Origin of the sequence: Shewanella sp. Arc9-LZ (assembly GCF_010092445.1) — a bacterium.
Classification (GTDB): Bacteria; Pseudomonadota; Gammaproteobacteria; order Enterobacterales; family Shewanellaceae; genus Shewanella.
On the sequence record NZ_CP048031.1, the window covers coordinates 1,922,364 to 1,936,080 of the forward strand.

Sequence of the window (13,717 nt, forward strand, 5' to 3'; positions counted from 1 at the left end):
TATGAGTGGACATGTTCATCAACAACCATTGACCATATTAGTGGTAGAAGACGAGCCTAAAATAGCGCAGATTTTAGTCGACTTTTTAACCCTCGAAGGTTTTAACACCTTGGTACAACACGATGGTCGTGATGTAATTGAAACAATTAAGTCTCAACAAATTGACTTTATGATTCTAGATTTGATGTTGCCCTATAAAGATGGTTTAACCATTTGTCGTGAGTTGAGACAATTTTCAATGCTGCCAGTGTTAATGTTAACGGCGCGGGTAGATGAAATTGACCGCTTAATGGGCTTAGACATCGGCGCAGACGATTATGTGTGTAAGCCATTTTCGGCTAGGGAAGTCGTTGCTCGGGTAAAAACGATTTTAAGACGAGTTGAGAATACCCATGGCAGTCAAAGCGAGCAGGTTATTCGTTATAAACATCTACAAATCAATATCGAACGCTTTAAATGTCAGGTCGACCAACAAAACGTAGAATTAACCCCTGTTGAGTTTAGATTACTGCATACTTTGCTAAAACGGCCAGGTGTGGTGCACTCTCGAGATAGCCTCATGCAGGTGTGTTATGTCGACGATCGTATTGTTAGTTCACGTACCATTGACAGTCATGTGAAAAATCTACGACATAAGTTAACCCAAGCCAGCCAACAAAAGGAGTTACTGCATTCCATTTATGGTGTGGGTTATAAGGTAGAGTAATGCTGCATTTTATTGGTAAGTCTATTTTACGTTTTAAAGCCGTTTAATAAGCATCCTAATGTAATGGGTAAGCTTAGTAGCTGGCGATTAATGTGTATTACTGATCAGCTTTAGTTTCGGCAAAACTCCTTTAAATCTGCACTATTTTTGCGCTTTTGATTGCTAACATCACTATACCTAATGCTCCTAGCTGTCTGGATTAACAAGGAATAGTTTTATGCCGTCACTAATTTTATTATTACTGCTGTGCTGTCAGATTTTTCTGACCATTACGTTGGTCGCAGTATTTATTGGTGGTTACCAGGAACCGTCATAATTTGACCTTAACGCTATTAATATCGTTAACCTTTCAAGTAAACACGTTAATCCTTTTCTAAGCGTTTTATAAAATGCTCAGCATATCGTTGTTGCTGTTCCCCCTAGCAAGATTATTATCCGATTCAGGTGCATTGCAGCAGCTTTATCGATTTATTACATTTATCTACGATGTTTACTCGCTCAAAGCGTGGCTTTTGTTTAGAATGTCGTTGATATTATTTAGGGTATCAACGTTGTCTTGTGCTGGCATTGAATATACTGGCGCGTTATTAATCATCACTAGCAGAACGTGGCAATTAACCCGTGAATGTTAGACTAAGAGTTGATAGTCGGATAAATTCCGATCACGTAAGATAGACCTTCCACTGGCATGCGCCGTTAGGAATACATTTATACTGAGGTGGACTGTTTTTCTGCCTAGGAGCATTAATGCAACTGTTTGTAAAAGATTTAACCGTTATCGATTTCTCTTACCTTTGTCCTGTTCGTGGCATGGTTGGTGAAAGCTGGATTGTCGATGTGCTATTAGATGGCGGCTTAGATGAGCAAAATATGGTGCTCGACTTTGGCAAGGTTAAACGCATCATCAAAAACACCATTGATGATGTAGCCGATCATCGCTTGTTAATCCCTACTGCGTGTAGCGAAGTGCGCTGGCAGCAAAAAAGCGACCGAGTTTGGATGGATTTTAGCAGTGAAAAAGGTGACATACATTTAGCATGTCCTTCACAAGCATTTGCGCTTATTCCTACAGAAGTGATTGACTACCAAAGCGTTAATGACTTTTTGAAAAAAGCCTTACGTGAAGTGTTACCTGAAAATGTCCAAGGCATCAGCCTCACATTGCGCAGCGAAGTGCTCGATACCCCGTTTTACCATTACAGCCACGGATTACGTAAACATGACGGTAACTGTCAGCGTATTGCGCATGGTCATCGTAGCCCGGTAACCGTATTTGAAAATGGTATTGCAGAGCCGAAATGGGACCAATACTGGGCAGAACGTTGGCATGATATTTACCTCGGCACTGAAGAAGACTTAGTGTCAGTGAAAACACTAGAGTTGTCGAAGCAGACTAAAATCAGCGACGAAACTCATTTTGGTTTTCACTATGTTGCGCCTCAAGGTGATTTTCAATTAGCGATGCCTAAGCATTGTTGTGACTTAATTCCTCACGACACCACGGTTGAGATGCTAGCTGAATACATGGCAAAGACATTGGCAAGTCAAGCGCCTGAAAGTCATTTTAAAGTTATCGCTTATGAAGGTATTGGCAAAGGGGCCATTGCGGTAAGAGGTTAATCAAGTATTATTAATGGGCTGCCTTAAGGTGGCCCTTTTTTTATGTTTTTTGGTGTTATTAACAAGGAATGCGTTTCGATTATGTTATTAAAAAATACCGTTTTAAAATCGATATCAACAGTTGCAATGCTGGTGGTCAGCTTTTGTGGCTTAAGTGCTAGTGCGATTGCCGCTGTGACATTTCAAGGCCAGTTTGAACAAGGTGCATTGGTGCGCGGCGCAGTGCCGGTCGGCAGTAAAGTATTACTTAATGGCCAATCGGTAAAGGTCACCCCAAATGGTCAGTTTGCCATTGGATTTGATAGAGACGCTAAGTCAGAACAAGTGTTTAAAGTCATTTATCCAGACGGATTAACAGAAATTAAGCCGTTAACCATAGCCGCACGACAATACCAAATTGATCGCGTCACAGGCATCAGCCAAAAAATAATGAAGCCGGATCCAATAGCCCAAGCCAGAGCGGCAAAAGATGCCAAACAGACTCGCGCTGCCAGAGACTTATTTAGTCAACAACAGGCATTTATGCAAACATTTATTTGGCCGGTTACTGGCAGAATTTCAGGTGTTTATGGCAGCCAGCGGGTATACAACGACGTACCAGGTAATCCGCATTTTGGTGTTGATGTTGCCCGTCCAACAGGCACGGTAGTGGTTGCGCCAGCAGATGGTGTTATTACGTTAGCTGAGCCAGATATGTTTTATTCTGGTGGCACAGTGATTATCGACCACGGCTATGGTGTTAGCTCTACCTTTTTGCACCTGAGTAAATTGTATTTAACCGTTGGTGATAAAGTTGTGCAGGGTGATAAGGTCGCTGAAATTGGTGCCACCGGTCGAGTGACTGGCCCGCATTTAGACTGGCGCTTAAACTGGTTCCAAATGCGTTTAGACCCCGTTTCGATTGTACCGTCAATGGCGACAGTACTGGCAGCGGAAAAAGCGGCAAAATAGTGTTAAGCCATATGTTAGGGTTTCGGTATGACGATTGAACCGGAACCCTTTATTCAATGGTAATGCTATTCGCTTGATAACTTGCACTTCATACGTCCTGAATTCACCACAACGTCAACGCTATTTGCCTCACTAAACTGATTATGTTGAAACGTTTTCTCACTTTAAGCGACAAACTTATATCGAACGACTAAATGCTTATCGTCGACATCACAAAGGGCTCTGGTTATGATCAAGCAAGTGGGTAATACCGTTATTGAGTTAAAGCACAAAGCAACATGTCATTGTGGTGCCGTTGAACTCGAGCTCACGTTACCCAATGGTATCGAAAATCCACGACGCTGTGATTGTTCAATTTGTCGTAGAAAAGGTGCGATTGCTGGCTCTGTTAAACTGGGCGGGATTAGGGTGGTAAAAGGTCAAGATGTGTTAACGCTTTATCAATTTAACACCAATACCGCGAAACATTATTTCTGTTCTCATTGTGGTATTTATACTCATCATCAACGTCGCTCAAACCCGACTGAATACGGTTTTAACATAGCTTGTTTAGACGGTGTTAATCCATTTGATTTAGGTGATGTACAAACGAGTGATGGGGTAAACCATCCATCAGACCGAGACGTTGTATAGCAAATGGTAAGGCATGTTAATAAAAGGCATTAGGTATTGTATTTCCATCTCTGAGTATCTAATAGAAAACCTCATCATGAATGGCTCTGAATTTGAAAATAAATCTAATGTTATTGTTGCGATGAAGCAATAAACAGAGCATTCAAATATGATTGCTCTGTTTATTAAAGATGGGTTTAACTGTTTGTCATTTCTTTAATCATGTCTAATGCAACGGCTTCTGCAATACTGATACCGTCAATACCCGCCGATAAAATCCCGCCAGCATAACCGGCGCCTTCACCTGCAGGATATAAACCTTTGGTGTTAATGCTTTGAAAATCGGCACCACGTTTAATTTGTACCGGTGAAGAGGTACGAGTTTCAACGCCGGTTAACATGGCATCTTTACTGTCAAAACCACGAATTTTTTTACCAAATGCTGGAATGGCTTCACGAATAGCATCGATAGCGAATTGCGGTAATGCATCGCTTAAATCGGTCATTTTTACGTTGGGTTTATAAGACGGCTCAACGTTTTCAAACGGTTTACCAACACCTGCAGCTAAAAAGTCACCGACCATTTGCGCTGGAGCATCATAATTGCTGCCGCCCATGATATAGGCGTGGCGTTCCAATTTACGTTGTAGCGCAATACCTTGAAGTGGATCGTTGTCAAAATCACTCGGATCAATGCCAACCACAATGGCACTGTTGGCATTACGTTCACTACGCGAATATTGGCTCATGCCATTAGTCACTACTGCATGTTCTTCAGACGTCGCCGCCACAACCACACCACCAGGGCACATACAAAAGCTGTAAACACTGCGACCACTTTTGCAATGGTGGACTAACTTATAATCTGCTGCACCTAACATTGGGTGACCCGCGTTAACGCCAAAGCGATCTTTATCAATCATCTCTTGCTTATGTTCAATACGAAAGCCAATCGAAAATGACTGCGCCTGCATATACACGCCTTTATCATGTAACATTTGGAAAGTATCACGGGCACTGTGACCAATCGCAGCAATAACATGCTTAGAATGCAGTACTTCGCCATTTCTCAGGGTGACACCAGTCACTTGACGGTCAGTAATGTTGATTTCATCAACACGGGTTTCAAAGCGAATTTCACCGCCTAAACGGATTATTTCGCGGCGCATTTTTTCCACCATGGTGACCAACTTAAAGGTACCTATGTGTGGTTTACTAACATAAATGATTTCAGCTGGTGCACCCGCAGCGACAAATTCTTGTTTGACTTTTAAGCCTTTAAAGCCAGGGTCTTTAACTTGGCTATATAACTTCCCATCAGAGAATGTGCCAGCGCCACCTTCACCAAATTGTACGTTTGATTCAGTGTTTAACTCACTGGTACGCCAAAAACGGAAGGTATCTTTAGCGCGTTCGTGGACAGATTTTCCACGCTCTAAAATAATCGGTTTAAAGCCCATTTGTGCCAACATAAGCCCAACAAACAAGCCGCATGGTCCCATGCCTATTACCAATGGACGTTCCGTTAAGCCTTCTGGAGCAGTCGCGACATATTTATAATCGGTATCTGGCGACACGCGGATATTATGGTCGTCAGCAAGTGATGTCAATAACGCGGCTTCGTCTACATTGGCTAATGTCACATCTAATGTATAAATTAACGAAATTAAATTCTTTTTACGGGCATCGTAGCCACGCTTAAACACATGTATATCAACCAGCTGATCCGCTGAGATAGAGAGCCTTTGCAATACGAGTTGTTGCAGCGCATCTTCATTATGGTCGAGAGGCAATTTTACTTGGTTTAAACGGATCATGATTTACCTAAAAAGAGACTTAAAAAACAGCGCGTAGTTTACGTGATTTAACCTTAAAATGAAATTATCTATTGATGGTACTTGCTCTATGTCATGCTGTATTCTTTACCTTCATGATTAAATAGTAAAACCGATCACCCAGTTTAGCTCACTCTAGCGGGTGAACTCAGTGTGATACAAGCGAGTAGGGCGATAGGAAGTGCATATGTTGCGATGGATTATATTTCTTTATAGCGTAACAGTTTGTGTGAACGTGCAAGCTGCAACCAATGTGACTTTATTGAGTGATAACGGGATTGAGAGTTGGACCACCAAAGTATTCTCTGGTGAATCAATTTACAGCGTTGGAGACTATAAAGGGCGCCTAGCGCTAAAAGCACTTAGTCACCATTCCGCGTCAGGCCTGGTGCTAGAAAAGCAAATTGACCTCATTGCAACGCCTTACCTAAACTGGAGTTGGTTAGTTGAAAAGACGCTGCCGGAGTTAGACGAGCGAAGTAAAGCTGGTGATGATTTTGTGGCGCGAGTTTACGTGGTTATTGATGGTGGTTTTATGGTGTGGAACACCAAATCATTAAACTATGTTTGGTCGAGCAATCAAGCCAAAGGCTTGGTTTGGAACAACGCTTTTGCTGGCTCAAGTGTTAAAATGATGTCTGTGCGAGGACAGCAATCGCAGCAAAGTCAGTGGTATGAAGAAAAACGCAATGTGTATCAAGATTTGATTGAAACATTTGGGGATAAAGGCAGTGAAAACGCTAACCGCAAAGCGTATCAATACATCGATATGATTGCGATTATGACCGATACCGACAACAGTGGCAAAGATGCAGAAACGTATTATGGCGACATAATATTTACTGAAAAATAGCAACTGATCAACCTGCATTTACTGGTGGTTAGCGACCTAGCAAAGTCGCATTGATTTTTACTTTATCGTTAAAGTAGTGGGCTAAATAAGTAAAAAAACTGCTCGACTAATCGTTTAACTAACGGTCTTTTACGCCACTGGCGCGCATCCATTTTTATTGAATTAGCCATATATTGATGTTGGACTTCACTAAGCGATTGAGTGAATTCTAAATTTTCAACAGAAAGAGTCACTTCAAAGTTAAGCCATAGGCTGCGCATATCAAGATTAACTGTGCCGATTAGACTATGGTGCAGGTCAATGACCACTGACTTTGTGTGCAGTAAACCGCCACGAAAACGATGAATATTGACACCTGCATTCAGTAACTCGCCAAAGAAAGATCTGCTGGCCCATTCCACCATCATTGAGTCGTTTTTATCGGGTATGATTAAATTGACCTCCACCCCCCGTAATGCAGCTGCTGTTAATGCAAACAGTAGGTTTTCACTGGGGACAAAATAAGGGCTAGTGATGGTGATGCTGTGTTTTGCTTGATAAATACTGAGCAATAAAACTTGTTGGATCATATCCTCAGGCATACCGGGTCCTGATGGAATAACTTGAACCATGTCAGATGGTTCCTCGTCGTGCGGATGGCATTGTGGCGGTTCGGGTAACATTCTCTGGTCTGTTTCGGTTTCCCAATCCCAGGCGAGAATGCAGTTAAGCACTGGCACACTGGAGCCGGTAATTCTCACCATGACATCAACCCACTCACCAACACCAGCGCTTTGCTTAAAATATTTAGGATCGACTAGATTCATTGAGCCGGTATAACCGATTTGGTTGTCTATCACGACTATTTTACGATGAAGGCGAAGATCTAAACGGCGGAAGATCATACGTACAAGAGAAACAGACAGTGCGGATACCAAATTTATGCCAGCTTCACGCATTTTTTTTGGCCACTTACTGTTAAAAAAGGTTCGACTTCCTGCAGCATCTAATAATATTCTCACTGCCACATCGCGTTGAGCAGCTTGAATAAGTGCTTGGGCAACTTGGTCAGCAAGCCCACCAGGATGCCAAATATAGAACTCTAAATGAATCGAGGTTTGCGCTTGTTGTATGTCTTCAATCAGGGTTGTTAAAATCGTTTCGGCGGATGATTTAAGTGTTAGTTGATTATTGGCTAACGTAGGAATGCCCAGACGTTTTTCACATAAATGGCTTATGGGAATCGCGTAATCACTTAAGTTGTGAGGACGATATTGCTGAATGGCAAACAGTCGACGAAACCATTCCCGATAGGGGCCGTACATCTCTTTAGCTCTCACTGCGCGGGTTTTACCAAGGTTCATCTCGCCAACGAGGAAATAAAGGAAAATACCTAAGATGGGGACAACAAAAATAAGCATCATCCAAGCTAAGGAAACACCAATAGATCGCCGTTTATAGACAATACGCGTGGTGATACCAGCAATGAGCAGCCAATAAGCTAATACGCTGATTATCGTTAATATTTTATAAAGCTCAACCATAGCTAGCCAGTGTATCAATCATGTAGAAAAACATGCACTTATCATATCAGGTTTTCAATCGGTATGGTCTACAGTCATCCGTCTGTACGGCTGGGTATATCAAACAGTTTGTTTTATTATAAAGACTCTGGTGCTATTCAGTTTAAAGCGAACCAAACGCTAGCATCACTTTAAGTCACTTTAAGTCATTTTCAGATAGCCCTCCCAAAACGAATAGAGGTATTCATCCATCGGTATTTTTCGCTCAAAGCCAACATCGACCTTACAGCCTAAGCGTAAACTGCTTGGGCTTGCTCGATGGGGAAGTCTGGTTATCGTCATATTGTTGATGATGACAGTTGTGGTTGTGCCAAAATTTGTGCATTTAGCCACAGAGCCTCAAGTGATTAATAATGAGCAAGAGTCGTTTGCTGCACAATGTGTAAAAGCCACACCTATCGCTAAATTGGATACTGATGGCCAACTGGCGGTCGCGAGCTGGAATGTTTATAAACAGCAAAATGCTGGCTGGCAAACGCTGCTCAGTCAGTTAGCTAAACAACATCAATTATTGTTGCTGCAAGAGGTGAAGTTATCTGACGAGTTTCAGTTGTGGCGCCAACAACATCACCAACAATTGGCGATGGTGCAAGCATTTAGCCAAGACCATATACCACTAGGGGTGATGAGCTTGTCTCAAGTTGCTGCGAGTGAAAGTTGCGGTTATTTGACGGCTGAACCCCTAATACAGTTTCCCAAGTCGAGTTTGTTAAGTTATTTCCCCTTATCGAATGGTGAAACTTTGCTGGTGGCTAACTTGCACAGTATTAACTTTGAGTATGATCTAGACAGTTATGCTGCGCAGTTACAGCAGCTACTACCAGCGTTAAGTGCTCATAAAGGACCGATAATTTTCGGCGGGGATTTAAATACTTGGCGTCAAGCCAGATTATCAATGTTAGCCTTGATGACAAAGAAATTAGGGCTAAAAGCGGTGATCCCCGCGGATGACAAACGCACAACCGTGATGGGCTATCCAATTGATCACCTTTATTATCGAGGACTAACTTTAGAGTCATCTCGGGTCATTATGACTAAAAGCTCAGACCATTATCCTTTGTTAGCGCAATTTAGATTAGGCGAAAGTTAACGCTCATCGTTTATGACGGCTATTAACTGATTAAAGTTGTGTTAAAGGTCATAAAGACCGCATGGGCTCGCTCAAGATTAATTGATTGGTGCGGCTGACAGGCACATCAATGTTAAAATCGATTCACAGTCATTTTTCAATTCGAGTAAAATAACCTTTAACGATTTAATGTGTGTTTTGTGCAAGTTAAAACGATAAGAGCATAATACATTATGATCTTATCGTTAATTAACCCGCTGATTAAACGACTATATCAGTAGCTTGATATGTCTCTCAATATTGATTTTTTTATCTGCCACAGCTTCAATTAATTATTTCTTATTAAACATCGCTTGGCCGGTTTTATCTTTTTCAGACCAGAAATTAAGATTGAACTGGGCATCAGGGCTTAATTCAATACGATGCCAGTACTCTGGTGGGCTAGTGGCAAATTGGCCTGCTTTGATCACCACTTTTACTTCTGGTTCAGTTGCTTCGCTGTCTGCAAAACCAAAATACGTGACCACACCTTCCATTACACATAACTGGCCGAATACACCTTCGGCGGTATTGTGGTGAGTCAGTAGCGCATCAGGCACATTTTTAGTGGTGAAAAATGGCGTAGAGCGTTGAATTGTCCAGTTTGCTGGGATACGTTGATGAGACATAATGTTCTCCTAAATAACCTGAACTCGGGATAATAAACGCCTTTCAAACAGCCCTTTGCCCTGCTAACTGCGTTGAATCGACTTACAATAGGCTAGCTATTGACGCGTCAATTCGCCTTGTTCGCATAACCAATGACAAGCTTGAAAGTGAGGAGGGTTAACATGCTGATTTTAAATAGCATAAGTTCATCCCTTATCCCAAATTCAGGTTAAGTTGATTGATGAGTAGGCTTTATGAGTAAAGCCTACTCGATAAAATACTAAAGACTTGCTGGTAAGGCTCTGAGTAGCGGGAAGGTATTGTTCATGTGGCCTTCTGTTACCACAAAACCGATTATCTGTTTTTGCTCATTGTACGCTTTTACTGAGCAACCCAGAGCATCAATATCAACCTGCCACGATGCAACGTCAATTACGGTATTCCCGCCTAATTGAATGGGCATTTGCGGTGTTTTAACTTTGACTAACATAGCCGGTAGTTTCAAATCTGTCGGTTGGCCTAATAAGGTTTTCGCTAACGCATTGGCGCTTAACATAATGGGCTGCAAGTAGGACATCACCTTACCATTGATTTCGGCGCAATCTCCTAAGGCATAAACATTGTTCGCTGAGGTTTGCAGTTGCAGATTAACCACTAAGCCATTATTGACTTTGAATCCTGACTTTCGTGCTAAGCCAACATTAGCCTTTAATCCCGCAGCTGAAATAACACAATCGACAATATGGGTATTACCACAACTGAGTGTGGCACAAATACCTGATTCAATTTTGTTTAGCGAACTAATGGTACGGCCAAACTCAAATACAACACCGTTATCGACCATCTTCTTTTGTAAAACACTGGCGACTAAATCTGGCAGCATGGTTGCCATCACGCCGTGACTTGGATCAACCACCACGACGTTTTTACCGCTGCGATTAAGATCCATGGCTATTTCAGTGCCGATAATACCCGCTCCAATAACCAAAACACGTTGTGCATTTTGTAGTTGCAGCTGCGCATTATTAAACTCACTAAGACTGTTTAAGGTGACCACACTGTCTGTTGCGTTACCAAGCATTGATGGCACAAAGGTTTTTGCTCCTGTTGCTAGCACCAGTTTTGTATAAGGGTAAGCAACACCTTCAACAAACACCGCTTGCTGTTCACTATCAATGCAATCAACCTTGGTAAAAGCATGCAGAGTAATATTATTCTCGGAGGCAAACTCTTGTGCAGTAAGGCGGATTAAGTCCGCACTGTTTTGCTTGTTACTAAATACATGGCTCAAGTCCGGTTTATTATAATCGTGGCCTTCATCAAGGGTGAACACGGTTATCGGTAAATGCTTATCTGTGCGTCTAATGGTTTTGATTAGTTGGTATGAGCCAAAGCCGCTACCGATGATAATGATGGGTGCGCTCATGATGCTTTCCTCTCAGCGATAGGGACAAAAACATCTTTGCCAAGGCCGCAATCTGGGCAAAGGAAAAAGTCTGGCACTTCGCTCCACGGTGTACCTGGTGTTACATCTTGATTAGGCTCACCCAATACTGGCTCATATACCCAATTACACACAGTGCAGAGCATATTTTGTGAATCACTCATTGCCGTCGCTGTTGTACATGTCGGTTTGGTTGCTTGAGTTGCTTGAGTTGGCTTAGTGGTTACAGTGGCTTGAGCGCTCTTAGCTAGCGATGCCGGTGAAATGGATTTTACATTACTTAAATCATGCCATGCCCAGCTTTTAGCTATCTGGCGACCGTGCTCACGGCATTCGCGCATCGCTTTACCATCTGGTCGCCATTTTGCTTTTAAGCCGACAATGGTTTCAAATCCGGCATCTGTAAGACGGGTGTGAATACGGTCAACGGCGCCGCCGTTCCAGCCATAACTTCCAAATGCTCCGGCTTTTTTATCTTTAAAGCGCAGGCCTGTGATCTCTTCTAGCATTCCCGCGACTTTCGGCATCATGACATTGTTCATGGTTGATGAGCCTACCAAAATACCTTTGGAGCGGAACACGTTGGCTAATATGTCATTTTTATCATGACGGGCCACGTTAAACACTTTAACCGACACAACAGGGTCAACGTCGTGGATGCCTTGAGCAATGGCATCGGCCATCATGCGGGTGTTATTAGACATCGAATCATAAAAAATGGTGATTCTGTCTTCCTGATAGTTATCTGCCCATTGCAGATATTGATGAATAATCTGTGCTGGGTTGTCGCGCCACACTACGCCATGGGCGGTAGCAATCATGTCAACGGGCAGGTTAAAGCTTAGCACCTCGTTAATTTTGGCGGTAACCAGCGAGCTAAACGGGGTTAAAATATTGGAATAATAGCGTAAACATTGATCCATCAATTCAATTTGGTCTACTTCGTCATTAAACAAATGCTCATCGCAGTAATGCTGACCGAACGCATCATTGCTAAACAACACAGCATCTTCCGTTAAATAGGTCATCATGCTGTCAGGCCAATGCAACATAGGAGTTTCAATGAACACCAGCTGCTTACCGTTACCAATGTCTAAGGTATCGCCGGTTTTAACAATATTAAAATTCCACTCTGTATGGTGATGTAAGCCAGTAATAGAGTCGATAGCATTTTCGGTACAGTAAATCGGGGTATTGGGAATTTTAGCCATTAAAGCCGCTAAGGCACCTGAGTGATCTTCTTCCGCATGGTTAATGACGATGTAATCAATCTTATCGAGATCAATTTCCATCTCAAGGTTTTGGATAAATTGCAGGCTGAAACGATGGTCAACAGTATCGATTAAAACATTTTTCTGTTCACGAATAAGGTAACTATTATAACTGGTGCCTTTGGTGGTTTTATATTCAGTACCATGGAAGTCCAATATTTCCCAGTCACGTTGTCCAACCCAATCGATGTTATTTTTAATGTGAATTGTCATATGTACACCTGTAATAAATTAGAAGTTAAAGTTGATAGAGATATTTCAAAAGTTAACTTCGTTATTGCAGAGTGCATGCCAACTGTTTATCTTATTGATTATATGCAGGTAATGTATATTTAGTGAATTTTATTGGTGTCATAAAGACATGCTGTATATTGTCAATATGACGCTAAGTTGTCATATTGACTTCTTGTTGTGTTCTAAAACGACATTATTGATGAAATGCCAATCACAGGCTTTATCGCTATTTATCAGCTAATACAAACTGAGATAAATGCTTGCTTCAGTTGCATTTTGTAATGTAATTGTTATTACATTAAGCTAAGGCTATTCACTAGAATACGATAACCACGAAATTTACTGAGCTGTTTATGTCGTAAAATTTGTATTAATTCAATCCCTTTGGATGTCAGATGTAAAAAGGATGTTAGATGATAGATTTTAATAATAAAGGTTTTTTCAAACTGAAGCAGAATTCTGATTTTGCAGACAAAGCCCGCGATTTACTTATCGATGATGAACGAGTCATTGATTCATATAAATCCATGCGTGATGGTGTCATTTTTACCAGTAAAAGAATTATCGCTGTTAATGTTCAAGGCATTACAGGAAGTAAAAAAGATTTTACATCTTTGCCTTACAAAAATATTGTCGCTTACTCAATTGAAACATCGGGGACATTCGATCTCGATTCCGAACTAGAAATATACTTTTCAGCGATAGGCAAAGTTAGGTTTGAGTTTACTGGTAAGGCCTCAATGCTGGAGATATCAAAAATAATCTCAGGTTATTTATTATAGGTCTGCAAATGCCGCTATTGTCAATAATTGCTTAATAAATTGATAATTTCAACAAACGAACCATTAAGGTTTAATCTGTTGTAAAATATGAGTTTAGTCTAGAATTTAATGCTGAAACTGAGGAGTGTTA

Annotated in this window: 12 protein-coding genes; 7 read left to right on the forward strand and 5 right to left on the reverse strand. The window is 41.6% G+C overall.

Annotated features, from left to right (window positions below):
• The first annotated feature begins 1 nt into the window (after position 1).
• The 4 genes from GUY17_RS08215 to GUY17_RS08230 all read left to right on the forward strand — a co-directional run bounded on the left by GUY17_RS08215 (position 2) and on the right by GUY17_RS08230 (position 3,910).
• Entirely contained in the window at positions 2 to 706 is a 705-nt protein-coding gene (locus tag GUY17_RS08215) for a response regulator (protein ID WP_162022823.1), read from the forward strand.
• Between the two features lie 747 nt (positions 707 to 1,453).
• Positions 1,454 to 2,326 carry a 6-carboxytetrahydropterin synthase gene (locus GUY17_RS08220; protein WP_162022824.1) on the forward strand — a complete coding sequence of 291 codons (873 nt, stop codon included), beginning with the start codon at positions 1,454 to 1,456 and terminating at the stop codon, positions 2,324 to 2,326.
• Between the two features lie 126 nt (positions 2,327 to 2,452).
• Complete coding sequence (locus GUY17_RS08225) at positions 2,453 to 3,277, forward strand: M23 family metallopeptidase (RefSeq protein ID WP_254439928.1); 825 nt, start codon at positions 2,453 to 2,455, stop codon at positions 3,275 to 3,277.
• A 228-nt stretch (positions 3,278 to 3,505) separates the two neighbouring features.
• Positions 3,506 to 3,910, forward strand: coding sequence for a GFA family protein (locus tag GUY17_RS08230; RefSeq protein ID WP_162022826.1), 405 nt, complete (start codon positions 3,506 to 3,508; stop codon positions 3,908 to 3,910).
• A gap of 176 nt (positions 3,911 to 4,086) precedes the next feature.
• On the opposite strand, the gene GUY17_RS08235 is transcribed toward GUY17_RS08230, so the two are convergent.
• Complete coding sequence (locus tag GUY17_RS08235; protein ID WP_162022827.1) at positions 4,087 to 5,706, reverse strand: NAD(P)/FAD-dependent oxidoreductase; 1,620 nt, start codon at positions 5,704 to 5,706, stop codon at positions 4,087 to 4,089.
• Positions 5,707 to 5,911: 205 nt separating this feature from the next.
• Between GUY17_RS08235 and GUY17_RS08240 the strand changes: the two genes are divergently transcribed.
• On the forward strand, positions 5,912 to 6,577 hold the full coding sequence (locus GUY17_RS08240; protein ID WP_162022828.1) for a DUF3047 domain-containing protein: 666 nt from the start codon (positions 5,912 to 5,914) through the stop codon (positions 6,575 to 6,577).
• A 68-nt stretch (positions 6,578 to 6,645) separates the two neighbouring features.
• Here GUY17_RS08240 and cls read toward each other — a convergent pair whose 3' ends face one another.
• Positions 6,646 to 8,100: a cardiolipin synthase gene (gene cls / locus GUY17_RS08245; RefSeq protein ID WP_162022829.1), complete on the reverse strand. Its 1,455-nt coding sequence runs from the start codon at positions 8,098 to 8,100 to the stop codon at positions 6,646 to 6,648.
• Between the two features lie 322 nt (positions 8,101 to 8,422).
• On the opposite strand from cls, the gene GUY17_RS08250 reads away from it, so the two are divergent.
• Complete coding sequence (locus GUY17_RS08250) at positions 8,423 to 9,229, forward strand: endonuclease/exonuclease/phosphatase family protein (RefSeq protein ID WP_259395491.1); 807 nt, start codon at positions 8,423 to 8,425, stop codon at positions 9,227 to 9,229.
• A 311-nt stretch (positions 9,230 to 9,540) separates the two neighbouring features.
• Here the strand turns inward: GUY17_RS08250 and GUY17_RS08255 are convergent, their stop codons facing one another.
• The 3 genes from GUY17_RS08255 to norV form a co-directional block, all read right to left on the reverse strand.
• Positions 9,541 to 9,876 (reverse strand): DUF1971 domain-containing protein, encoded by a 336-nt coding sequence (locus GUY17_RS08255; protein ID WP_101087492.1) that lies wholly within the window; start codon positions 9,874 to 9,876, stop codon positions 9,541 to 9,543.
• A 260-nt stretch (positions 9,877 to 10,136) separates the two neighbouring features.
• On the reverse strand, positions 10,137 to 11,282 hold the full coding sequence (norW, locus tag GUY17_RS08260) for an NADH:flavorubredoxin reductase NorW (protein WP_162022831.1): 1,146 nt from the start codon (positions 11,280 to 11,282) through the stop codon (positions 10,137 to 10,139).
• Complete coding sequence (gene norV / locus GUY17_RS08265; protein ID WP_101087494.1) at positions 11,279 to 12,784, reverse strand: anaerobic nitric oxide reductase flavorubredoxin; 1,506 nt, start codon at positions 12,782 to 12,784, stop codon at positions 11,279 to 11,281. Before norV ends, norW begins: the two co-directional genes overlap by 4 nt.
• 434 nt (positions 12,785 to 13,218) lie before the next feature.
• Between norV and GUY17_RS08270 the strand changes: the two genes are divergently transcribed.
• Entirely contained in the window at positions 13,219 to 13,587 is a 369-nt protein-coding gene (locus tag GUY17_RS08270; RefSeq protein ID WP_162022832.1) for a PH domain-containing protein, read from the forward strand.
• Positions 13,588 to 13,717: the final 130 nt, after the last annotated feature.

Excerpts from the sequence above, each read along its gene's own strand:
- GUY17_RS08230 (WP_162022826.1), top strand. The coding sequence starts at position 3,506 with ATGATCAAGCAAGTGGGTAATACCGTTATTGAGTTAAAGCACAAAGCA.
- GUY17_RS08240 (WP_162022828.1), top strand. The coding sequence starts at position 5,912 with ATGTTGCGATGGATTATATTTCTTTATAGCGTAACAGTTTGTGTGAAC.
- GUY17_RS08235 (WP_162022827.1), bottom strand. The coding sequence starts at position 5,706 with ATGATCCGTTTAAACCAAGTAAAATTGCCTCTCGACCATAATGAAGAT.
- cls (WP_162022829.1), bottom strand. The coding sequence starts at position 8,100 with ATGGTTGAGCTTTATAAAATATTAACGATAATCAGCGTATTAGCTTAT.
- norW (WP_162022831.1), bottom strand. The coding sequence starts at position 11,282 with ATGAGCGCACCCATCATTATCATCGGTAGCGGCTTTGGCTCATACCAA.
- GUY17_RS08255 (WP_101087492.1), bottom strand. The coding sequence starts at position 9,876 with ATGTCTCATCAACGTATCCCAGCAAACTGGACAATTCAACGCTCTACG.
- GUY17_RS08225 (WP_254439928.1), top strand. The coding sequence starts at position 2,453 with ATGCTGGTGGTCAGCTTTTGTGGCTTAAGTGCTAGTGCGATTGCCGCT.
- norV (WP_101087494.1), bottom strand. The coding sequence starts at position 12,784 with ATGACAATTCACATTAAAAATAACATCGATTGGGTTGGACAACGTGAC.
- GUY17_RS08220 (WP_162022824.1), top strand. The coding sequence starts at position 1,454 with ATGCAACTGTTTGTAAAAGATTTAACCGTTATCGATTTCTCTTACCTT.
- GUY17_RS08215 (WP_162022823.1), top strand. The coding sequence starts at position 2 with ATGAGTGGACATGTTCATCAACAACCATTGACCATATTAGTGGTAGAA.
- GUY17_RS08270 (WP_162022832.1), top strand. The coding sequence starts at position 13,219 with ATGATAGATTTTAATAATAAAGGTTTTTTCAAACTGAAGCAGAATTCT.